The sequence below is a fragment of the Streptomyces sp. NPDC047081 genome (genome assembly GCF_040643775.1).
Classification (GTDB): Bacteria; Actinomycetota; Actinomycetes; order Streptomycetales; family Streptomycetaceae; genus Streptomyces.
Genome location: NZ_JBEYUY010000010.1, coordinates 68,757 through 90,274, shown reverse-complemented (window position 1 = coordinate 90,274; position 21,518 = coordinate 68,757). Strand labels below are relative to the sequence as shown.

Annotated in this window: 17 protein-coding genes; 7 read left to right on the top strand and 10 right to left on the bottom strand. The window is 71.1% G+C overall.

Translation table 11 applies throughout. The annotated features are described in order from the left end of the window. Positions 1-88: 88 nt before the first annotated feature. The 4 genes from ABZ848_RS20610 to ABZ848_RS20595 all read right to left on the bottom strand — a co-directional run bounded on the left by ABZ848_RS20610 (position 89) and on the right by ABZ848_RS20595 (position 3,897). Positions 89-712 carry a TetR family transcriptional regulator gene (locus ABZ848_RS20610; RefSeq protein ID WP_360833714.1) on the bottom strand — a complete coding sequence of 208 codons (624 nt, stop codon included), beginning with the start codon at positions 710-712 and terminating at the stop codon, positions 89-91. A 105-nt stretch (positions 713-817) separates the two neighbouring features. Continuing rightward, a complete protein-coding gene (locus ABZ848_RS20605) occupies positions 818-1,906 on the bottom strand; it encodes a catalase family protein (RefSeq protein WP_360833712.1) in 1,089 nt (362 codons plus the stop codon). Positions 1,907-1,934: 28 nt separating this feature from the next. Next, a complete protein-coding gene (locus ABZ848_RS20600; RefSeq protein ID WP_360833710.1) occupies positions 1,935-3,275 on the bottom strand; it encodes a peroxidase in 1,341 nt (446 codons plus the stop codon). A 13-nt stretch (positions 3,276-3,288) separates the two neighbouring features. Next, entirely contained in the window at positions 3,289-3,897 is a 609-nt protein-coding gene (locus ABZ848_RS20595) for a hypothetical protein (protein ID WP_360833708.1), read from the bottom strand. 178 nt (positions 3,898-4,075) lie between these two features. On the opposite strand from ABZ848_RS20595, the gene ABZ848_RS20590 reads away from it, so the two are divergent. Genes ABZ848_RS20590 through ABZ848_RS20580 form a run of 3 tightly spaced genes read left to right on the top strand, consistent with a single transcriptional unit; the run spans position 4,076 to position 6,974 of the window. Further along, a complete protein-coding gene (locus ABZ848_RS20590; protein ID WP_360833706.1) occupies positions 4,076-5,251 on the top strand; it encodes a DUF4331 family protein in 1,176 nt (391 codons plus the stop codon). Continuing rightward, the gene (locus ABZ848_RS20585) at positions 5,248-6,351 is read left to right on the top strand and encodes a tetratricopeptide repeat protein (protein WP_360833704.1); all 1,104 of its coding nucleotides are present in this window, start codon (positions 5,248-5,250) and stop codon (positions 6,349-6,351) included. The genes ABZ848_RS20590 and ABZ848_RS20585 overlap by 4 nt, the downstream gene beginning before the upstream one ends. Before the next feature lie 29 nt (positions 6,352-6,380). After that, positions 6,381-6,974 (top strand): TetR/AcrR family transcriptional regulator, encoded by a 594-nt coding sequence (locus ABZ848_RS20580; protein WP_360833702.1) that lies wholly within the window; start codon positions 6,381-6,383, stop codon positions 6,972-6,974. Between the two features lie 17 nt (positions 6,975-6,991). On the opposite strand, the gene ABZ848_RS20575 is transcribed toward ABZ848_RS20580, so the two are convergent. Both ABZ848_RS20575 and ABZ848_RS20570 read right to left on the bottom strand, forming a co-directional pair. Further along, on the bottom strand, positions 6,992-7,762 hold the full coding sequence (locus ABZ848_RS20575) for a hypothetical protein (RefSeq protein ID WP_360833700.1): 771 nt from the start codon (positions 7,760-7,762) through the stop codon (positions 6,992-6,994). Next, positions 7,749-9,569, bottom strand: coding sequence for an FAD-dependent monooxygenase (locus tag ABZ848_RS20570; RefSeq protein ID WP_360833698.1), 1,821 nt, complete (start codon positions 9,567-9,569; stop codon positions 7,749-7,751). The genes ABZ848_RS20575 and ABZ848_RS20570 overlap by 14 nt, the downstream gene beginning before the upstream one ends. Positions 9,570-9,715: 146 nt before the next feature. Here ABZ848_RS20570 and ABZ848_RS20565 point away from each other — a divergent pair, with 146 nt between their 5' ends. Both ABZ848_RS20565 and ABZ848_RS20560 read left to right on the top strand, forming a co-directional pair. Beyond that, a complete protein-coding gene (locus ABZ848_RS20565; protein ID WP_360833696.1) occupies positions 9,716-10,363 on the top strand; it encodes a TetR/AcrR family transcriptional regulator in 648 nt (215 codons plus the stop codon). A 17-nt stretch (positions 10,364-10,380) separates the two neighbouring features. Next, positions 10,381-11,439 (top strand): P1 family peptidase, encoded by a 1,059-nt coding sequence (locus tag ABZ848_RS20560; RefSeq protein WP_360833694.1) that lies wholly within the window; start codon positions 10,381-10,383, stop codon positions 11,437-11,439. A gap of 52 nt (positions 11,440-11,491) precedes the next feature. Here ABZ848_RS20560 and ABZ848_RS20555 read toward each other — a convergent pair whose 3' ends face one another. Next, on the bottom strand, positions 11,492-13,114 hold the full coding sequence (locus ABZ848_RS20555; protein WP_360833692.1) for a metallophosphoesterase family protein: 1,623 nt from the start codon (positions 13,112-13,114) through the stop codon (positions 11,492-11,494). Between the two features lie 262 nt (positions 13,115-13,376). Between ABZ848_RS20555 and ABZ848_RS20550 the strand changes: the two genes are divergently transcribed. After that, positions 13,377-14,174: a VOC family protein gene (locus ABZ848_RS20550; RefSeq protein ID WP_360833690.1), complete on the top strand. Its 798-nt coding sequence runs from the start codon at positions 13,377-13,379 to the stop codon at positions 14,172-14,174. A 20-nt stretch (positions 14,175-14,194) separates the two neighbouring features. Here the strand turns inward: ABZ848_RS20550 and ABZ848_RS20545 are convergent, their stop codons facing one another. Then, complete coding sequence (locus ABZ848_RS20545) at positions 14,195-14,449, bottom strand: EF-hand domain-containing protein (RefSeq protein ID WP_360833688.1); 255 nt, start codon at positions 14,447-14,449, stop codon at positions 14,195-14,197. Positions 14,450-14,502: 53 nt separating this feature from the next. Continuing rightward, positions 14,503-16,569, bottom strand: coding sequence for a SpoIIE family protein phosphatase (locus ABZ848_RS20540; RefSeq protein ID WP_360833686.1), 2,067 nt, complete (start codon positions 16,567-16,569; stop codon positions 14,503-14,505). A gap of 200 nt (positions 16,570-16,769) precedes the next feature. Between ABZ848_RS20540 and ABZ848_RS20535 the strand changes: the two genes are divergently transcribed. Then, complete coding sequence (locus ABZ848_RS20535; RefSeq protein WP_360833684.1) at positions 16,770-19,232, top strand: SpoIIE family protein phosphatase; 2,463 nt, start codon at positions 16,770-16,772, stop codon at positions 19,230-19,232. Positions 19,233-19,299: 67 nt separating this feature from the next. On the opposite strand, the gene ABZ848_RS20530 is transcribed toward ABZ848_RS20535, so the two are convergent. Beyond that, the gene (locus tag ABZ848_RS20530) at positions 19,300-21,483 is read right to left on the bottom strand and encodes an MMPL family transporter (RefSeq protein WP_360833682.1); all 2,184 of its coding nucleotides are present in this window, start codon (positions 21,481-21,483) and stop codon (positions 19,300-19,302) included. Positions 21,484-21,518: the final 35 nt, after the last annotated feature.

Below are 21,518 nucleotides of genomic sequence, written 5' to 3'. Positions count from 1 at the left end.
ATTCAGGGGTAAGTAAAGGGCTGAGGGTGGACATGGAAAGACCCCGATGCTTGGCACCGGGGTCACGGCGTACTTCGCGCGGGCAGCCTCAGCTCTCCGCGGCCACCTCGTCCACGACGGCCCGCGCCCGCTTCTCCGGCACCCCGGCCGCGATGAGCGAGGTGATGGCCACCCGGGTGCCGTCGTCCTCCAGTGCGCCGGTGTTGACCTCTTCCAGCAGGGCGACCGTCATCGCCTCCAGACCGGCGCTCAGTACCGACGCGGGCAGCTGGGAGTGGAAGACGCCATCCCGCTGTCCTTGCTCCACAATGGCCGTGGCCCGTACCCGGGCCGGTTTGAGGATCTCCGCGACACGCTCCATGCCCAGGTCGCGCCGGGCCAGTGCCAGGAGCATCCGGTAGCGATCGCCCACGGGCCAGAGCGACAACGAGAAGTGAGCGAGCGCCCGGTCGGCCGGTTGCGTCGCGTCCGCTGCGACCGCAACGGCGGCCTGGAGCGCCTCCGCGGCCTCCTCCGCCAGTGCGTCCAAGAGCGCGGCCCGACCGGGGAAGTGTCCGAACAGTGTGCGCCTTACGACACCGGAGGCGCGGGCGAGCTCCTCAAGGGTGATGTCGGGATTCCGCCCCAGCTCCTGACGGGCGGTGGCCAGGATACGTGCTCGGTTGGACCGTGCGTTGCGTCGCTGGGGCACACGGCCGACGGTCTGGGACACGAAGGGAACCTCGGAGAAGCAGGAACGGAGAACGGACTTCTCCATTCTGGCACGTGGGCGGGGCCCGACCGATCGCGGCCGCATCCGGGATCGGCCGGGCCACGGTCAGGCGGGAAGCTCCTTGATGTCGGCGGGCTCCTGCGGCTCGATGCCGTTGAAGCGGTGCCGGAAGTCACTGGAGGCGGGGTACGCGGCGCGGCGCGAGCGCATGATCGAGCCCAGTGGGCGGTGAGCCTCCAGGGCGTGCCAGGGGCTGAAGGAGAGGACGTCGTCGGCGTAGCGGCGCCGGGCGTCGCTGTAGGCGTCCTGGGCCGGCAGGTGCAGTACCGCCACCGTCGCGTGCGGTGAAAGCTCCTCGGGCCACAGGACCGAGGCGTCCTCCACCGGCATCCGGTCGATGTCCGTGCACAGCTGGGCGCGGAGGTCGTACTCGGCGCCGTTGTCTGCGAAGAAGTCGATGACCAGGTCGCGCAGGGCCGACTCGCCGGCCTTCTTGTCGACGTGGCTGCCGGTGAGGGCCCTGACGTTCGCCGAGCGGGGCGCGGCGGACATCTTCGCGACGTGGTCGCCGTAGCGCAGCGCGGCCATGGAGTGGAAGGTCTCGCCGAGGATGTGGTCGTTGGCGGCGGCCAAGGTCTCGACGGCGGGCGGGAGCGGACGTCCGACCCGGGTCAGGGCCTTGGCGGCCACGCGGGCGGCCGCGCCGGTCAGCTGGAGCTGCTGGTCGCTCTGGCGAGGCTGTTTCTCCAGCAGGCCCTGGAGTTTGGCGTACTCGGCGATGTTGCCGAAGGGCAGGGTGGGGTGGTTGACGAGGAGGAAGTCCTGGGTGGTGAAGCCGTCGTCGAGAGCGCGGGCTCCGGGGGCGCCGATCACCTTCATCGCGAGGCCGCGCTGGACGGGCACCTGGTCGGAGCGCAGGTCGCCGGGGGCGGACGAGAAGCGGACGACCACCGGATAGGTGGCCGGTTCCGCGAAGAGGCCCTGGGCGAGGTGGGCGGGGAGATCGGGCTGGACGCGCAGCTCCCCGGCGAGGACGCCATGGCTCTTGGCGTGGGCGTCGCGCAGGCCGTGCCGGTGTTTGTCGGCGACCTGCTGGTTGGCCTTGCCCATGGCCGCGACGACCTGGCGGACGAGTTCGTCCTCGTTCGGGAAGGGCTGTTCGAGGTCGGGGCTGTAACGGACGTACGAGGTCATGGGGAAGGCCTCCGCGCGAGGTGGGGGTTCAGTTGCTGCTGAGCCAGCGGATGGCGGACAGGCTCGGCATGAAGAAGTACTCGCCGCCGAGCAGGGTGTTGAAGGACTGGATGTTCTGCACCCGGCGGGGCGGGGTGCCCGGCACGGTGAAGTAGGCGCCCTTGTCCTGGAGCGAGATCATCGGGTCCTTCTCCTTGCCCAGGCCCATGAAGTTGCCGGAGCCGACCCATTCGCTCTGGAGGAACTCGACGTTGTCGATGGCGCGGGCGCCGAGGGCGATGAAGTCCAGGCCGCGCGGCCGACCGTCGTCCTTGAGGCGGTCGGGGGGCAGGGGAGTGCCGTAGGAAGTGCCGCGCCGGATGATCCGGCGGATGTTGACGTCGGTGAGGACCGTGAGCTTGGTGTCGCGCGGGTTCATCCGCCGGATGTGGGAGCCCAGCGGGGTGCGCAGTCCGCGTGGGTCGGCGGAGTAGTCGAAGTCGTTGATCCGGTTCGGGTCCTCGCCGATCGCGGGCGTGTCGCGCTCGGGGGACAGCGCGAGGGGCGCGCCGCTGCGCCAGCGGCCGACCAACTTGGCGGCCAGCAGCTCACGTTCGGCCTCGGTGGAGGCGTTGTCGTGCAGCCACTTGTTGAAGGCGGAGACGTGGGAGTGGTACTTGCGGAAGACGACGTACGTACCGTTGCGGCCCAGGACGTCCGGAGCCGGTACGGGCAGCGGCACACCGGTCTCGCTCGGGTAGCCGAGGACGAACTCACCGGCCTTGATGGGCCGTCCGTCGCCGGGCAGGGGTTCGGCGCCACTGCCCTCGACCACCGGCTGGCTGAAGCCGTCCCGGTAGCCGAAGACGTTGAACCCGTCGGCCGCGAAGTCCTGGTGCGACAGCAGCCGTACGCCCGTGACCTCGCCCAACTCCTTTTCGTACGCGGCGACGTCGGCCCGCCAGTCGTCCTCGCTCGCGGCATAGACCGTGACGGCCACGTGCACGCGCGGGGTGCCGAAGGGGAACTCCCAGCGCCCCGGCGCGTTCACGCCGGTGTCCCGCAGCCGCTCGGCGCGGGCCGCCATCCCGGCGCGGAAGTTGGCCGGGAAGGAGGCCAGTGAGGTCTCCGGCAGACCCAGCGCGACCAGTCCCTGGTAGCTGAGGGCGAGGGCCAGCCAGGACGGCCGCGGTTCGTCCCAGCGTGCCGCCGAGGTCACCCGCGGGGCCAGCCGGCGCAGCAGTTCCCTGCCCGCGGCCGGTTCGGTGATCTCCAGGATCGCGTGGGTGCCGAAGTAGGGCTCGGGCCGGGCCCGCAGCAGGGTCGCCTGGATGTCGTCGAGGTCCAGGGTGGGCGGGCGGCGCAGCCGCCGGAACAGCGGGGAAGGCATGGTGCGCCTGCCTTCAGTTGAGGTCCGACAGGAAACGCTGCACGGCGGCCTCCTGCCGCTTGAGCCGGTGGCCCTCCGCGACGGTGAGGTTGGGGTGGGCGACGAACCACGCCTCGGCAGGGATCTGGTACTTGACGATGAAGTCCTTCACGTCCGGCGAGGTGATGCCGGGCCAGCCCTCGACGTTGCTGAACAGGTAGTCCATGAACTCGGGGATCTTGGTGGCGAAGTCGTCGATGTACGGGTCCCACTCGCCGTCGAAGGCGGTCGCGAACAGCAGCTTCGTGTCGTTGTCGAGGAACACGAACCGCATGTTGTGCAGGGTGCCGACCTGCCCGGCGCCCGCCAGGTTCCCGCCGACCAGGCCGAAGAACTTCCGCAGCCGCGCGGCGCCGTTCGGCTTCAGCGGCAGGATCGTCGTCAGCTCGGACACCTCGCCGCTCTTGGCGCCGATCCGGCCGGCGGTGGTGACGGCGTGTTCGGCCATCTCCTCCTTGTCGGCGAGGATCTCGGCGGCCTTGAGCTTGAGGGCGATCTTGGCGTCCGAGAGTGCGGCGTCCACCTTCTCGCGGACGGCCTCGGGGAACTGCTGGAACTTCGCATGCAGGGCGTGTTCGCTCATGGCGCCTCTCCTTGGGGTCACTTTCTGACTGTCTCCGCATAACTGATTACATCATCAGCTCGCTGTTTCCGGCTTGTCAACGCGCCGCTCGCATGACCCACGCCACTATGAGACAGATTGACTCGTAGCATCTCTGTGAGTCACGCTGTCTCACAAATATCTCTCGAAGGAGCTTCAGATGGCGGATCACTTCTCCGGACCGCGCATCCTCTTCGACCCCGCGTCCGACGTCGCCGACGTCTTCGCGTTCCCCAGCCCCGACCGGCCCGGCTGCCTGGTGCTCGTCCTCGACGTGTTCCCGGCCGCCGCCCCCACCGCGCTGTTCTCCGACGCGATCACCTACCGCTTGCGGGTACGGCCGGTCGCCCCGGCGGCCGAACGGGCCGCGTTCACCGTCGGTGAGACCGAGTACGGCCTCGACTTCACGTTTGCCGCACCCGGCCAGATCCCCGGCAGCGACGAACCGATTCAGATAGGCACCTGCGCGACGCCGAGCGGCGAGCAGGTCCTCTTCCAGGTCGGCAACGAGAAGCCCACCGAGGCCGAAGGGCTGAGGATCTTCGCCGGACCGCGACTCGACCCGTTCTTCATCGACCTCGCGGGCGTCCTGGCCGCCGACGCCACACAGAAGCTGGCCTTCCGGCCCGGCGCGGACAACGTCCTTGAGGGGATGAACGTGCTGAGCATCGTCGTCGAGGTCGACCCCGAGGTGGTGTTCGGCCTGGACTGCGGCCCCCTGCTCGGCGTCGTCGGCGAGACCGTGACCTCCGGCGGCCGTCCGGTCCGGCTGGAGCGCATGGGCCGCCCCGAGATCAAGAACGTCGTCCTGGCGAGCAAGAGCTACGACCCCGTCAACAGCGACCTGGAGATCCGCGACCTCTACAACGAGGAGGACGCCTTCGCCGTACGGCCGGACTACGCCGGGGCCTACCGGGCGCGATTCGACGCCAATCTCGCCTTCTTCGACCGCCTCGACGGCGAGCGTGTCTGGCCGCGGGACGAGCGCGGCACCCACCCGCTGACGGAACTCCTCCTGGCCGACTTCCTGGTCGTCGACGTCTCGAAGCCGTTCGCCGAGGACAGCTGCTTCGAGATCGAGACCGCTCTGCTCGCCGGGCGCCCCCACGCGACCTGCGGCGGCCGGGCGCCCAACGACGACATCGTGGACACCCTCTACACCCTCCTGGTCAACGGCGTCGACGGCCCGCGCGTCAGCGACGGCGTCGACCACGCGACCCGGCCGGCCACGCACGAGTTCCCGTACCTCGTGGGCCCCAACCCGAACCCGCCGGACCTCATGGCAGTGATGACCGCGCTGCTCACCCCGCCGGAGCCGGAGGGCGAAGCGGCATGACGGACCTGCCCGTACGCACCTTCGTGCGCACCGACCGGGAACCCGTCACGACCGACGGCACCCTGGCCCTGGTGAACCTGTCGGCCCAGATCGACGGCGTGGCGGCGCCCGTACGCCGGGCGGGCTCCACCGCGCCACTTGCCGTCGCACGACAGGCGGCCCTGGTCGACCTCCTGACACTGCGCGGACACCTCTTGGGCCGCGTCGCCGACTACGAGCAGGCCGCGCAGCTCTCCGAACAGATGGTGTGGAACGCACCCGACGACAGGGCCGCCCTGCTGGCCCGGGCCCGGACCCGGGCGACCCTGCACCGGTTCGCCGAGGCCATGGCCGACCTCGACGCGGCGGGCCGGGCCGGCGCGGCGCAGGCCACCCTCGACGCGGAACGCGCGGCGATCCTCCAGGCGGTCGGTTGCCATGCCGAAGCCCATCTTCTGCTGCGGAGCGCTACCCCTCATCAGTCCGGCTTCACGATGCTGTCGGCGCTGGCCGTTCTCCGGGCGGAGCGGGGCGAGACCACCGAGGCGGAGCACGCGTTCGACGAGGCGCGCGCCGCCCACCGGGGCGTCTCGCCCTTCCCGCTTGCCCAACTGGACTTCCGGCGCGGGGTGATGTGGCTGCGCGAAGGAGATCTGCCCGCCGCTCGGTCCTGGTTCGACACGGCACTGCGCCGGGTTCCGGGCTACGCACCGGCGACCGGCCATCTCGCCGAGGTCGACCTCCTCCTGGGCGACCCCGAGACCTCTGCCGCCCGCCTGCGCCCGCTGGTGGAGACGAGCGACGACCCCGAGTACGCCGCCCACCTCGCCCTCGCCCTGCGAGCGGTCGGCCGCCACCAGGAGGCGCAGCCGTGGCGGGACCGAGCGGCGGCACGCTACGAGGAACTGGTGACGCGTCACCCGGAGGCGTACGCCGATCACGCCGCCGACTTCTGGCTCATGGTCGGAGGCGATGTCGACCGGGGGCTCCAACTCGCCCTCCAGACCCTGGTGATGCGCCAGACGAGCCGTTCATCCGCCCTGGTCCGGCGTGCCCGCGAGGCGAGCGACCGGCCGGTCGGCGACATCTCCAGGCCCCGGCAACCTGCGACTAGCATGTGAGGCAAGCTGTCTCACACGAAAGGTGCCGTATGCCGGAGGAGCGAGCCGATCCACGCCAGGTGCGCAGCCGGGAGGCCATGGTGGCCGCGGCCACCTCGCTGCTCACCGAGGGCGGTCTGGAGGCCGTCACCCACCAGGCGGTGGCCGCCCGCGCCGGGGTCGGCCGGGCCACGGTCTACCGGCACTGGCCCGACCTGCTCGGTGTGCGTCTTGCGGCACTTGAGGCCGGCATGCCGCCCTTGTCACCGGCGCCCGAGGACGTACAAGCAGCGTCCGGTGCCGAGCCGCGCGCTGAGCTGGTCCACTACCTGCGACAGCTCGGCGAGCGGCTCGATGACGCCCAGGCCGGGGCCGTACTAGCCGCGGTGCTGGGCGGGGCGCAGCACGACAACGGGATGCAGCACCTCCGTCAGACCCTCCTGACGCAGATCGTCGACGCCCTCCGCCCCGCCGTCACTTCGGCCGTCGACCGGGGCCGCCTGCGCGACGACGTCACGGCCGAGCAGTTCGCCATGACCACTGTCGGCCCGCTCGTCTACCAGCGTTTCCTCGTGGGTGCCCGGCTCGGTCACGACACGGTGGACGCGGTGGTGGACGCGGCGCTGCGGGCGTGGGCGCCGTAACGATCCGGCCGTGCGTTTCAAGCAGTGGCCCGCGCCGAACCGGCGCGGATGACCGGCACGCTCCGCTCCACGGTGTAGGCGTGGACAGCGGTCAGCACCGTCCCCTGGTCGGCGACGATTCCGCCGACTTGCTCGGACTTGAGCAGATCCTCCATGGCAGGACGGCTGTCGGCTCCCACCACGACGCTCGCGTGATAGCGGCGGAAGGCCGGGTTGTCGTGACAGACGCCGAGAGTGGGATGCACCAACCGCGACCACGGCAAGAAGGTGTACGTCCGCAGGTCCTGTGCGCCGGCCTCCTGGAGCGCCGACCCGATGCGGTCGTGGACGAATCGCCGGAAGGTGCGGCCGCTCAGTCCTCGACGGCGACGCAGCAGCAGAACCGTGCGATGGCCTACTGCGTCGTCGTGCCCGTCGGTCCACCAGCGGCCTCCGCCGGGGCCGGTGACCTGTCCCAGGACCCGTTCGAAGACGTTCTGTTCGTCCAGGTAGACCTCTCGCATGTGCATCGGCATGCCCAGCGCGGCGGCCGTGCTCCCGAAGCGGACCTCGGCCACGCCGTCACAGCGCCAGCCGGGCGGGATCATCGTGCCCACCGTGGGGGACGACGGCCAGTAGCCGTGATCGGTGGGCGAGAAGTGCCGCTGCACGTACTCGGCCATGTTGGGCAGCCGCCCCGCGATCTCCGCGTGCCGCCCGGACCAGTACCCGAGGGCTGACTCCCGGGGCAGGTCCGCGCGCAACCAGACCGGGGACATGAAGGAAGTGGTCTTCTCAGGTCGGCTCATGTCTTCTCCTGTACGGATCCTGGACGGACTGGCGGCGGGCGCCCCGGATGCGGTCGACGATGTACAGCGGCTCGGTGGGCGCGGTGTCCCTGCGCCAGGCGACGTGCTGGTCGGGTCGTACGAGGACCAGGTCCCGTTCGTAGAGGGCGCGGGCGTGCGGATCGCGCACGTCGACGACCTCCAGGGGGACGCCGCGTTCGGCGGCGGCGTCGGTGAGCGCGGTGACGTCGTGGTCGGCGAAGCGCAGCAGGGTGAAGCCAGGGGAGTGGAAGAGGTCGAACAGCGCGGTGCCGTCGGCCAGCAGCACGCTCGGCGGCCGCGCGCCCGGCCAGGTGCTGGGCACGTACTCGTCCATCGTCTGGCGGGGCGCCCGCGCGCCGGGGGCCGTGTCGGGGCAGACGACGGGTGAGGTGTCGTAGCGGTAGCCGAGTTCGATGCCGAGGGCCTCGTTCTCCAGGTTCCCCAGGTCGAGGATCTCGCGGCCGAGGCGCTGCCGGGTGCGGGCGCGGAGCCAGCGCTCGCCGTGCAGTTCGGCCCTGTTGGCGGTCATGACGGCGGCCCGTACGAGGGCGTGCCGGGCGGCGGCCTGCCGGTTGCGCAGCGCAACGGCCCGCCGCTCGTGCTCGTAGGCCTCCAGGAGTCGGGGACCGCCCCAGCCCTGCAGTACGGCGGCGAGCGCCCAGCCCAGGCCGATGGCATCGCCGACGCCGGTGTTCATGCCGTAACCGCCGGTCGGCGTCACCTGGTGGACGGCGTCGCCCGCGAGCCAGACCCGGCCGCGGCCGAAGGAGTCGGCGACGGTCAGGCGCGGTGTCCAGGCGTTGGCGACCAGCACGTCCGCCTCGAAGCGGCAGCCGAGGCGTTCGAAGAGGAACTCACGCGGGTCGATGCGGTCGGCGTCGGCGCCCATGCCCAGCGGGGCGTGGAAGGTGAAGGTGTCGCCGTCGTTCTGCGAGATCAGCGTCCAGCCGTCCGGGGACTGGAGGTGCCAGACGCTGCCGAACCGGCCCAGGACCGCCGGGTCCTTCGTGGTGAAGTGCACCAGGTAGAAGCGGCCGTCCGCCGGTCGTTCGCCCCGTTCCCGGAAGGCGCGGGCGAGGGCCGCAAGCGTGCGGGGCAGGCCGATCTCCTTGACGACCAGCTTGCGCAGGTCGATCTCGTCCAGGCCGATGCCGAGCTGTCGGCGGGTGCGGCTGCCGGCGCCGTCGCAGCCGGCGAGGTAGCGGGCGCGGACCGTGCGGCGGCTCGTGCCGTCGGCGGAGAGCAGGTGGGCGGTGACGCCGTCGGCGTCCTGCTCGAAGTTCTCCAGCCCCCACCCGTACTGCACGGTCACGTGCTTTGCCCGGTCCTGCAGCAGGTCTCGCAGCGACGGTTCGAGGATGACCTGGGAGACCCGCATCCAGGGCTCCAGGGGCCCTGTGCCGTCGTTGCGCTCGCGGTTCTTCTCGCGCATGTCGTCGACGCTGGGGTACTCGAACGACGCCAGTTCCCAGCCGGCCGCGTTCGTCGCCCACGTCACCTTCGTACGGCGGTCGCCGGGGATGGCGACCTTGCGCAGGTCGTCGGCGATGCCGAGGCGGCGGTACAGCTCCATGCTGCGGCCGTTGGTGACGTCCATCTTCGGATGCCGGGTGGTGGAGGGGTTCCGCTCCACCAGCAAGGTCGGCACCCCGTGCTGCTCCAGCTCCAGGGCCAGGGTCAGGCCGACCGGGCCCGCCCCGACCACGAGCACCGCGGTCTGCTCGACCGTCGGCGCCCCGATACCCAGGGATCTCGCGAGTCGTTTCCGATGGGGCGGTTGGGCCATGTCCGCAGCTCCCTGAGTCGTCGACGTTGACGTACGGCGTGATCCGCCCGTCCGGGAGGGGGCAGCGGCGGGACCGGGCAACAGCATTCGACACAGTGTCGAGTAAGTCAACGCCTCGTCGGGAATATGGTTGGTACGCTCCCGCCATGGACTCCGCAATCGAGCCGTCGCCCGCACCGTCGACGAGGGGACGCAGGGCGCGCGGCTTCAGTGGGGACGACCGGGAACGGGCGATCCTCGCCACCGCGGAGCGGCTCCTGGGCGAGCGGCCGCTGTCCGAGATCTCCGTGGACCAGCTGGCCAAGGGCGCGGGCATCTCCCGGCCGACCTTCTACTTCTACTTCACGTCCAAGGAGCAGGTCCTGCTGGCCCTGTTCGACCGAGTCGTCGAACAGGCCCGGTCCAACCGCGGTGACGCACTCCAACGCCTCGCAGAGGACGAGGAGCAGGGTTGGCGCGACGCCATCGGCCCCTTCTGCGCGACCTTCGCCGACCACCGTGCGATCACCTCCGCCGCGGCGGCCGCGCAGTACACCAGCGCCGCCGTCAGGGAACTGTGGTCGCAGGTCATGGAGAGGTTCGTGGTGGAGGTGACGGAGGCGATCGAGTCCGAGCGCCGGCGAGGGGCGGCCCCTGACGGCATCCCGGCCCGCGACCTGGCCACCGTGCTGAACTCCATGGTCGAGCGGTCCCTGTTCAGCACCTTTGCCGACACGGCCCCGGCCGTGCCCGAGGAGCGCCTGCTGGACACGCTCGTCTCGGTCTTCATGGGCGCGATCTACGGGCGGGCCTAGGAGCTAGTGTGCCCGTCATGCACGCCCCCGCCCCCTCTCCGTCCTCACCCGCCACCCCGCGCAGAGCCCGCGAACTCGGCCTGGCCGTCGGCGACTTGCCGACGGGCCCGCACAACGCCCTCACCGATGTGCCCGGCATCCGGGTCGGACACACCACGCTGGTCCGTCCGCCGCGCGTGCACAGCGGGGTGACCGCGATCGTGCCCGCAGGGGTCGGTCCCGGCAGCCCGCTGCCGGCGGGCGTGTTCGCGGGCAACGGCTACGGCAAGCTGCTCGGCACCACCCAGATCGCGGAACTCGGCGCGATCGAGACCCCGGTCCTGCTCACCTCGACCCTGTCCGCCTTCCGCGTCGCGGACGCGCTCGTCGGCTGGATCCTGGAGCGGCCCGAGGGAGCGGGCGTACGGAGTCTGAATCCGGTGGTGGGGGAGTGCAACGACGGGCTGCTGTCGGACATCCGGTCACGTCCGGTGTACGAGGAGCACGTGCGCGCCGCTCTCGACTCCGCGTCGGACGGGCCGGTCGCCGAGGGGGCGGCCGGTGCGGGGACGGGCACGGTCGCCCTCGGGTTCAAGGCCGGCATCGGCACGTCGTCACGGTGTGTGCAGGTCGCGGATCGGGAGACGACCCTCGGGGTCCTGGTGCAGGCGAACTTCGGCGGCACACTGCGGGTCCTCGGGCGTACGGTCACCCCGTCCGACGTCGGTCTTCCCGCGCCGGAGGCCGCTCCCGACGACGGGTCCTGCATGGTCGTCGTCGCCACGGACGCCCCGCTGGACGCCCGCCAGCTGACCCGCCTCGCCCGCCGTGCCGTCTACGCGCTGGGCAGGGTCGGCGCCGCGTACGCGCACGGCAGCGGCGACTATGGCCTCGCCTTCGGCACCCGGCGCCTCGGCACACCGGCCGGACCCGCCGTCGTACCGGACGACTCGCTCGACGCGCTCTTCGTCGCCGTGCTCGACGCCGTGGAGGAAGCCGTCCTCAACTCGCTGCTCACCGCCACGGCCACGACGGGCCCGCGCGGGGACACCCGTCATCCGCTGCCCGCGGAAGCGCTGCTCGCCCTGCTGAAGTGACAGCAGTCCGTCGGGGATGCCCCGCGTCCGTGGGGCATCCCCGGGCGTGTCATCAGACCTTGCCGTCGGACCGCTTGCGGCGGAGGGTGAAGGTCTCGAAGACCGACAGCTCGCCGTGCGGCTTGTTGACGTTGTAGTAGGTCACATGCATACGGGTGGTGTCACCGGCGTGGCGGCCCGGGTCGACCGTGAACGCGGCGAAGCCATAGGGGTGTTCGACGTCCCGGACGCCGGACCAGACCGCCTGCTCCTTGGTGTAGGTCGAGGTGCGCTTGCCGTTGGCGCCGGGCGTCGCCGACACCGAGGTGATCACCTTGGCCGAGCCGTCGGTGAAGAACTTCTGGTTCGTGGTGCCGGAGACGCCACCGCCGCCGAGGACCATGTGCACGGTGCCGAGGCCGGTGTCGATGGAGTCGGTGGCCTGTGAGACCGGGTTCGGGGTAAGGGTCTCGCTGCCGGTCACGACACCGCGGACGGCCAGCGAGCGCTCGTAGTTGTGCTCGTGGCCGCAGACCACCAGGTCCACGCCGTACCGGTCGAACAGCGGGCCGTACTTCTGGCGCAGGCCCAGGTCGGCGCCGTTCGCGTCCGAGGAGCTGATCATCACCTGGTGCATGGCGACGACGATCCAGTCGATGTCGCGGGAGGCCCGCGCCGCCCGCAACTCCTTCTCCAGGAAGGCGAGCTGGCGTCCGCCGGAGTAGCCGCTGATGTAGATGTCGCCGCCGTCCTGGAGGCAGTTGTCGTCGTTCTGCAGCACGATCACCCGGACCGAACCGGCCGTGAACGCGTACCACAGCCCGGCGAGCTCGGCGTCGGTCTCGGTGGACGGCAGGGTGAAGTAGCTCTGGTAGGCGCCGAGTCCGAGCGGTCCGTTGGCCTTCTCGATCTCGTGGTTGCCGGCCGCCGGCATCCACGGGCGGAAGCGCGCCGAACGGCTGTTGTTGGCGAAGAAGTTGTTCCAGGTGCGGACCCGGTCGACGTCGAGGTTGGCGTAGCACAGGTCGCCGTTGAGGAGGTGGAAGAGCGGCGCGACCTGCTCGATGCCGGTGACGATGTCCTTCGTCGCCGGGGTGGAGTTGGCGTCCAGCGCCACCGTGCCGTCGGCCGCCCAGGTCACCTGCGGGGCGGACTGGTCGCCGAAGCTGGTGAAGGTGAACGGCTGCCGGCCGCGCGGCGCCGTACGGAAGGCGCCGCCGTCGGGGGTGGTCCCCTCGTGCCCGGCGAAGTAGAGGTAATCGGTGTTGGGTGCCAGCCGGTTGAGGGCCGCGTGGTGGACGTACACGGTCCGGCTGGAGGTGCCGTCCACGTAGGTCACGGTCCGGGCCTTCGCGCTGGAGCCGAAGCCGTGCTCCAGGGTGCCGTAGTGGACCACGGGTCTGTTCACCGGCTGGTCGGTGATCCACGAGACCGTCATCTGGCTGCTCGGATCGGCCCCGAAGGTCAGATGCAGCCCCTGGACGGGCGGTGCGCCCGCCGAGTCCGGGGTGATGTGGAAGGCCGGTGCGCCGAGCGGCGCGGCCTGCGCCGGACCCGCTGCCAGCACCGGGGTGATGGCCGCCCCGGCTCCCGCGGTGCCGAGCAGGCCGAGCGCGTGACGCCGGCTGACCCCCTTGCCCACCCCTTCGGAAGACCCCTGTGAAGCCTCGTCCGTTGTCCCTGCCTGTGCGGTCATGGTCCCCTCCCTGACGAGCGGTTGAGCTGTCGACGGGGGCACCCTGGCGTTGCGCGGCGGACTCCGGGTGAACAGTGCGTTTCCAGCAGGCCGTTGAGTCACAAGGGGCTGGTCAAGACGGCGTTTCTTGCCGATGCCTTTGCCCGCGGCCGACCGGCCGTTGACACCCCGCCGTCGCCGACGAGCGCGTGTGGGGACTCGGTGTCACGCTGAATTCGTACGAGGTACAGCGATTCGTACGCCGTCCAAAAAGGGCATCGCCGTGATCACCACCGACTTCGCACCCGGTTCACCCTGCTGGCTCGACCTCGGCGCTCCGGACGTCCGGGCCGCCGCGGCCTTCTACGGCACCGTGCTCGGCTGGGACTACGAGTCCATGGGGGCGAGCGAGGACATGGAAGGCGGGATGTTCAAGAAGGACGGCAAGGTCGTCGCCGGACTCGGGAAGCTGACCGAGGAGGGCGCGCGCCCCGCCTGGATGATCTACTACAGCGTCACCGACGCCGACGCCACCACGCGGATCGTGCAGCGGCTGGGCGGCACCGTGCGGGCGGCGCCGCAGGACCTCGGCGAGTGGGGACGGATGGCGCAGTACAGCGACCCCCTGGGCGGCCAGTTCGCCGTCTGGCAGCCGGGCACGACCAAGGGCGCCGAACTGGTGGACCAGCCGGGCTCCCTGTCCTGGACCGAGCTGTACACGACCGACGCCACGGCCGCGAAGGAGTTCTACGGCGGTGTCCTCGGCTGGCAGTTCGGTGACATGGAACTACCGGGCGGCGGGGGGACGTACACCCTGATCACCCCGGCCGGACTGGGCGAGGACCGTATGCAGGGCGGGCTCATGGAGCTCACCGCCAAGGACCTCTCCCTGACCGACGGACGGCCGTACTGGCACCCGGTCTTCGCGGTCGCCGACTGCGACGCCGCCGTCGCCCAGGTCACCGGCAACGGCGGCAGCGTGCAGATGGGGCCGGCGGACGCGGAGGGCGTGGGCAGGCTCGCCGTCTGCCTCGACCCGTGGCACGCGGACTTCGTGGTGCTCACCCCGGCCCAGGGCTGAGACCAGAGCACCCACGCGGATCAGGACCAGCCGAAACGGCGGTCCACCACCGCCGCGAACTCCTCCAGCGTCAGCATCGAGTCGCCGTTCGCGTCGGCCGCGTCGAACAGGGCGGAGGAGTCGTCGGCGTCTCCCAGGGCCCAGAACGGCAGATCCCCCGACGCGGCGAGCGTCGGCCCCTTCGACCGCAGGGCGATGATCACCTCGTCGCGGGTCAGAGTGCCGTTGTGGTCGAGGTCGAGCGCCTCGAACAGCTTGCGGGCCTTGTCACTCATCGTGTCCCCCTAGTCCTCATAAACAAGAACGCCTCGTCCGTCACACCGGTTCCCTAGCGGGCCCGGGCTACCAGGAGCGCGACGTCGTCGTGGTCGTCGGGATGGCGCAGACCGTAGAGCAGCAGATCGCAGGTCTCCTCCAGCGGGCGGTGGGGCTCGTCGAGGAAGCTCAGCAGGAGGTTCAGCCGGTCGTCGATCGGGTGGTGACGGGTCTCCACGAGACCGTCGGTGTACAGGACCAGCAGGTCGCCCGGATCGAGTCGGGCCGTGGTGGTCTCGAAGGCGATGCCACCCACGCCCAGCGGCGCCCCGGGCGGCAGGTCGAGCAGCTCGGCCGCGTGTTCCGGGCCGGCCAGGGCGGGCGGCATGTGACCGGCGTTGGCGATGCGGCACAGCCGCGTACGCGGGTCGTACACCGCGTACAGGCAGGTCACAATGTAGTGCTCCAGATCGCAGGTGATCTTGTCGAGGTGCTGGAGCACGGCGTCCGGCTCGAGGTCGAGGTCCGCGTAGGCGCAGGTGGCGGTGCGCAGCCGGCCCATGGTGGCGGCCGCGTCGATGCCGTTGCCCATGACGTCGCCGACGACCAGCGCGGTCTTCTCGTCGGACAGCGGGATGACGTCGTACCAGTCGCCGCCGACCTCGCTGGTGGCCTGCGCGGGCTGGTAGCGGGAGGCGAGTTCGAGGCCCGCGTGCTCGGGCGGGTGGTCGGGCAGCAGGCTGCGCTGGAGGGTGAGCGCGGTGTTGCGCACGCTCTGGAACCAGCGGGCGTTGTCGATGGCCACCGCCGCGCGGCCCGCCAGTTCGGCGGCGAGTACGACGTCGTCCTCGTCGAACGGCAGCGGATTGCGGGTGCGCTTGAGGTCGAGGGCGCCGAGCACCTCGCCGTGCGCGATCAGCGGCACCGCGAGATACGAGTGCACCCCGGCCCGCGCCAGCAGCGAACCGGCCTCCGCGTCCCGGGCGATGCGCGGCAGATCCTGGTCGCCGACATGCCGTACCAGCACCGGTCTGCCGGTGTGGACGCACAGCGTGACCAGGCGGTCCCCGTCGTAGGCCGCGAGCCCGCCGGGTGGGTCGGCGGCGCGCAGTGCCACGGTGGGATGGGCGGCCTTGAGCGCGAGGGCGCGGAAGAGCTCCGGGCCGTCGTCCGGTCGGCGCGATCTTCGGCAGGCCAGCGCGGAGTCGAGGACGTCCACGGCGACCACGTCGGCGAGCGCGGGCACGGCGATCTCGGCCAGTTCCCGGGCGGTCTCCTCCACCTCCAGCGTGGTGCCGACCCGTACGGAGGCGTCGGCGATGAGGGCGAGCCTGCGCCGGGCCCGGTCCGCCTCGGAGGCCGCGCGGTGGCGTTCGGTGACGTCGACGACCGAGGTGGCCGCGCCCAGGATCCGCCCGCCGGGGTCCTCCAGGCGGTAGAAGGACAGCGACCAGGCGTGCTCGTGCTCGGGGTCGGTCGGCGGGCGGCCCACGTGGTATTGGTCGAGCAGCGGGGTGCCGGTGGTGAGCACCTGGCGCAGCGCGGACTCGATGGTGTCGACGTCCGGCAGTGGCAGGGTCTCCCTGAGGCCCCGGCCCACATGGTCCTCGGCGGGGATGCCGTCGATGCGCTCCAGCGCCGGGTTGACCAGCAGGTAGCGCAGGTCGGGGTCGAGGAGGGCCAGGCCGATGGGGGACTGGTTGATCAGCCTCTCGCACAGGGCCAGATCGGTCTCGACGCGCTGGAGCAGGGTGTGGTCGGCGGCGATGCCCAGCGCGTAGACGCCCCCGAGGTCGTCCTGGAGCCGCATGTTGCGGAATTCCATGATCCGGCTGCTGCCGTCCTTGTGCCGGATCGGGAAGGCGCCCGCCCAGCTCCGCCCCGTCTCCAGCACCTCCGAGAACAGCCTGACCACCGCCTGCAGATGCTCCGGGTGGATGAACAGCCGGGCCGCGTACTTTCCCAGCGCCTCCTGCGCCGTGTACCCGAACAGCTCCTCCGCCTGCGGGGTCCAGAACACGATGCGTCCCTCGGCGTCGACGACCACGGCGGCCACGCTCAGGACGTCCAGCACACCGGTCGGCGGGGGGGACTCGGCACCTGGCGCACCGGCGTCGGGCTGGAAGGATTCGGCTGTCATCCCGGAACCACCTCCACCGTTCCACCGGAGACCGCGACGCTGCACGGCGTCGCCGCACCACCCGGGTTCCGACCAGCGGCCCTTCCATGCTCCCTCCGCGACGCCGGGGGCGGAAGCGCAACGGGCACCACCAGGGCCGTGCGGTTCGGCCGTACAAGCAGGAACATGGTCCTGTACAGCACGGCACCCGGATGGCACCCATGGATCCTGCGCGAGAAGCGTCCGACGGGCCGCGGCCCGCAGCACCGCGCGATCTCCTCGACGCGTCCAGCGACGCGGCGGCGATCGTGTCCACGCAGGGTGTCGTGCTCGCCTGGACCCGCGCAGCCGAGGCCCTCCTCGGCCATCCGGCGTCCGAGGTGGTCGGGGGCCCTGCCGCGCGCCTGGTCGCGATGCCCGGAGACCCGGCGCGGGTGGCCGGCGTGGCGGAGCGCTGCCGGGCCGGGATGGGCTGGAACGGACAGATCTCCGTACGGCACCGGGACGGCCGGTCGGTCGACGTGGACCTGCGGGTCTCCGCGGCCTTCCGGCTCGGCGCGGACGAGTGCTTCCTGATCTCGGCGCGGGAGCAGCGCGCGCAGTGGGCCGTCGGCCAGTCCGTCCTGGACGGCTTCCTCACCCGCTCCCCGGTCGGGATGGCGGTGATGGACCGCGAGCTGCGCTACGTCTGGCTGAACGACACCCTCGAACGGTTCGGCGGCGTGCCCCGCGAGCAGCGGCTGGGGCGCCGGCTGAGCGAGCTGCTGCCCGGGCTGCAGGCGGCCACCATCGAGGGCCTGATGCGCAAGGTGCTGGAGACGCGTGTCCCGGTCACCGACTATGAGTACCTGGGCTGGAGCTGGGCCGACCCGCACCGCCAGCACGCGTACTCCACGTCCTTCTTCCCGCTGGTGGACTCCGACGACTCGGCCACCGGGGTCTGCTACATGGTCCAGGACGTCACCGAGCGCTGGAACGCCCGCCGCCTGCTGACGCTGGTCAACGAGGCCGGTGCCTGCGTCGGCACCACCCTGGACGTCATGCGCACGGCCCAGGAACTCGCCGACTTCGCCGTCCCGCGCTTCGCGGACTTCGTCGTCGTGGACCTCCTGGAACCCGTCCTGAGCACCGAAGGGCACGGCGCCTGGCTGACCGACGCCGGACCCGCGACCGTCGGACCGGTGATGCGCCGCGCCGGCATGAGCTCGGTGCGCGAAGGCTGCCCGGAGGCCGTGGCACGCGTCGGGGACCGAGCCGGCTTCCTGCCTCCCTCGCACGACGTGAACCTGCTCATCGACGGCGAGCCGATCCTCATCCCCGTCCTCGACCCCGCCGACGAGCGCTGGGTCACCGAACAGCCCGAACGGGCCGAGCGGATCCGGGAGTTCGGACTGCACTCCCTCATCTCCGTGCCCATGCGTGCCCGCAACACCGTCCTGGGCCTGACCACGTTCCTCCGGTCCCTCAACCCCGTCTCCTTCCAGCCGGACGACGTGCTGCTGGCCCGGGAGCTGGTCGCGCGGGCGGCGCTCTGCGTCGACAACGCCCGCCGCTACACCCGCGAGCACACCGCCGCGATCACCCTCCAGCGCAGCCTGCTGCCCCAGGCCCTGACCGGCGGCACCGCACTGGAGGTCGCCTCCGCCTACCTGCCCGCCGACCCGACGGACGGCGTCGGCGGCGACTGGTTCGACGTGATCCCGCTCTCCGGGGCCCGGGTCGGGCTCGTCGTCGGCGACGTGGTCGGCCACGGCATCACCGCCGCGGCGGCCATGGGCCGGCTGCGCACCGCCGTACAGACCCTCGCCGACATGGAGCTGCCGCCCGACGAGCTCCTCGCCCACCTCGACGACCTGGTGCTGCGGCTGAGCGCCGAGAAGACCGACGAGGAGGCCGCCGACCGGGGTGCCTCCGCCTTCCTGGGCGCGACCTGCCTCTACGCCGTCTACGACCCGGTCACCGGCCGCTGCACGATGGCCCGGGCCGGCCACCCCCCGCCCGTCGTGATCACCCCCGACGGACAGATCTCCTTCCCCGAGCCCCCGGCCGGTCCACCGCTTGGCCTCGGCGCCATGGCCTTCGAGGCCGGCGAGATCGAACTCGCCGAGAACAGCGTCCTCGGCCTCTACACCGACGGCCTCATCGAGGGCGCCGACGGCGACATGGAAAGGGGCATGACCCGGCTCGGCGCCATCCTGGCCCGCTCCGACACCGACCTCTCCGCGCTGTGCACCTCCGCCGTACGGCAACTGGTCCCCGTACCGCAGCCCGACGACATCGCCCTCCTGCTGGCCCGCACCCACATCCTGGGCGCGGACCAGGTCGTCTCGTGGGACGTGCCGGTGGACCCGTCCGCCGTCGCCGACCTCCGCGCCCGCGCCACCCGCCAGGTCGAGGCCTGGGGCCTGGCCGACCTGGCCATGACCACGGAACTCGTCGTCAGCGAACTGGTCACCAACGCGATCCGCTACGCCGAGCCGCCCATCCGCCTGCGCCTCCTCCGCGACGCCAGCCTGACCTGCGAGGTCGCCGACGCCAGCAGTACGGCACCCCGGCTGCGGCACGCCCGCAGCACCGACGAGGGAGGCCGCGGCCTCTTCCTGGTGGCCCAGCTGACGGACCGATGGGGAGCCAGGTACACGGCCGACGGGAAGATCATCTGGGCGGAGCAGGCGATCCCGTGACCGGTACCGCCGGCACGCAAGAGGGTGGTCGGGTCTGCCGATCGCAGACCCGACCTTCGTGCACCGGCTACCTGCGGCGCCCCGCCGGATCCTGTGCGACGCCGCTCCGGTCCTCCCCGTCGGAGACCTGGTCCGACACGGTGTCCCGGGCCGCCGTTTCCTCAGCCCGGTCGCCGTGCCCCGGCCACCAGGCCGCGTGGCCGATCAGCGCCGTGAGGCTCGGTGTGAAGAACATCGCCATCACGAACGCGGCGACGGCGATGCCGAAGGAGACCGCGAAGCCCATCTCCGTGAGCAGTGAGTTGCCCGCCAGCATCATCGTGGCGAAGGTCGCCGCCAGGATGAAGCCCGCCGCGGCCACGGTCGGCCCGGCGTGCCGCAGCGCCATCCCGGCTGCCTCGCGCGGCTCGCGGCCCTCGCGGGCCTCCTCGCGCAGCCGGGCGATCATGAGGATGTTGTAGTCCGTGCCGATGGCGACCACGAACAGGTACATGATCACCGGCAGCATGAACATCAGCCCCGGCTTGCCCTGCCCCTCCTGGAAGATCCACACCGTGGCGCCGAGGGTCGCGCCGAAGCCCAGACCCACCGAGGCGATGAGGTACCAGGGGGCGACCACACTGCGCAGCAGCAGCCCCAGGATCAGCATGATCAGTACGGCGGCGACGGGGAACACCGTCCGGTAGTCGTGGTTGACCGCCGCGTCGATGTCCTTGTAGATCGACGACATTCCGCCGACCACTGCCTCGGTGCCGTCAGGGGCGTCGGAGTGGGCGACGTCCCGCACCCGGCCCACGGCGTCGATCGCCTTGTCCGTCGACGCCTCGTACTTGAGCGTGACGGTGAAGTCCGCGGTGGTGCCCGCCTTGTTCACCTGGGACATACGGGCGCTCGCGACCCCGTCCACAGCGCCGAGCTTCCGCGCGTACGCGTCGAAGCCGGCCCGGTCCAGCGGCTTGCCGTCGGTGCTGGACAGGTAGACGTCGGTGGGAGCGGCGGCGCCCGCCGAGTACGCCTTCTGCATCTCGTCCTGGACGACCATCGACTCCTTGGTCTTGGGCATGGAGCCCGACGCCAGGTCGAAGGTGGCCTTGTAGCCGAGGATGCCGAGCGACAGCGCGACCAGGACGAGACCGGACAGCGCGGCGGTGAGCGCCGGGCGGCGCTGCACGCCACGGCCCAGGGCGGCGAACCGGGCGTTCTCGGGCTCCCGCTGCCAGGTCTTCGAGGGCCAGAAGACCTTCGGGCCGATGAGCGAGACGACCGCCGGGATCAGGGTCAGGCCCGCGATCAGGGTGACGGTCACCGCGATGGCCAGGGCCGGGCCCATCTGCTTGAGGAAGCCGAGCGTGGACAGCGCCAGCGCGAGGAAGGCGATGATGACCGCCCCGGCGGCGGAGGCGATGGCCTCACCGACCCGGCCGACCGCGTTGACCATGGCCTCCTTGGGCTCGTCACCGGCCCGCAGCCGTTCTCGGTAACGGAACATCAGGAACAGGAAGTAGTCCGTGCCCACGCCGAAGAGCACCACGATCAGGATCGACGAGATCGAGCTGTTGGCCTGCAGGCCGAACAGCTTGGTCGCGTACGCGATCAGCCCGTTGGCGATGGCCGAGACCACGCCGATCAGGATCAGCGGCAGTACGGCCAGGATCGGCGCCCGGAAGATGATCAGCAGCGTGACCAGGATGATCACGAAGGTGCCGATACCGATCAGCGCCTGACCCCGCTTGGAGGAGTCCTGCTGGTCCAGCGCCTGGGCTGCCGAGCCGCCGAGCTTCACGTCCAGATCCGTGCCCTTGGCGAGCTGCTTGACGTCGTCGCGCAGGATCTTGGCCGCGTCGGCCTGCTTGGGCTGGCCGGCGTTCTTGCTGTCCATCTGGACCAGGGTCATGGTGTACCTGCCGTCCTTGGACGGCTGGCCGGGGACGACCTTCTGCACCTGGTCGATGTGCTTGGCGGACAGCTCGGAGGTGATCCGTGCTACGTCCTTCTTGTCGGCGGCGGTCAGCTTGCCGCCGTCGGTGCGCTGGTAGAGCGCGATCGCGGACGGAGTGAAGGCGCTGGGGAACGCCTTCTCCTGGAGGTCCGCGGCTTTGATGGACTCGTAACTCTTCGGAAGGAAGCTGCTCTCGTCACTGTTCGAGGGCAGACTCGGAGCCGTGGCGACGATCGCCACCGCGGCGATGAGCCAGGCCACGATCGTCCAGACGGGATGTCGGACGACCGTGCTGCCAATACGTCGGAACATGCGGGGTGTCCTCCTGGGTAGGAAGATCACCGCAG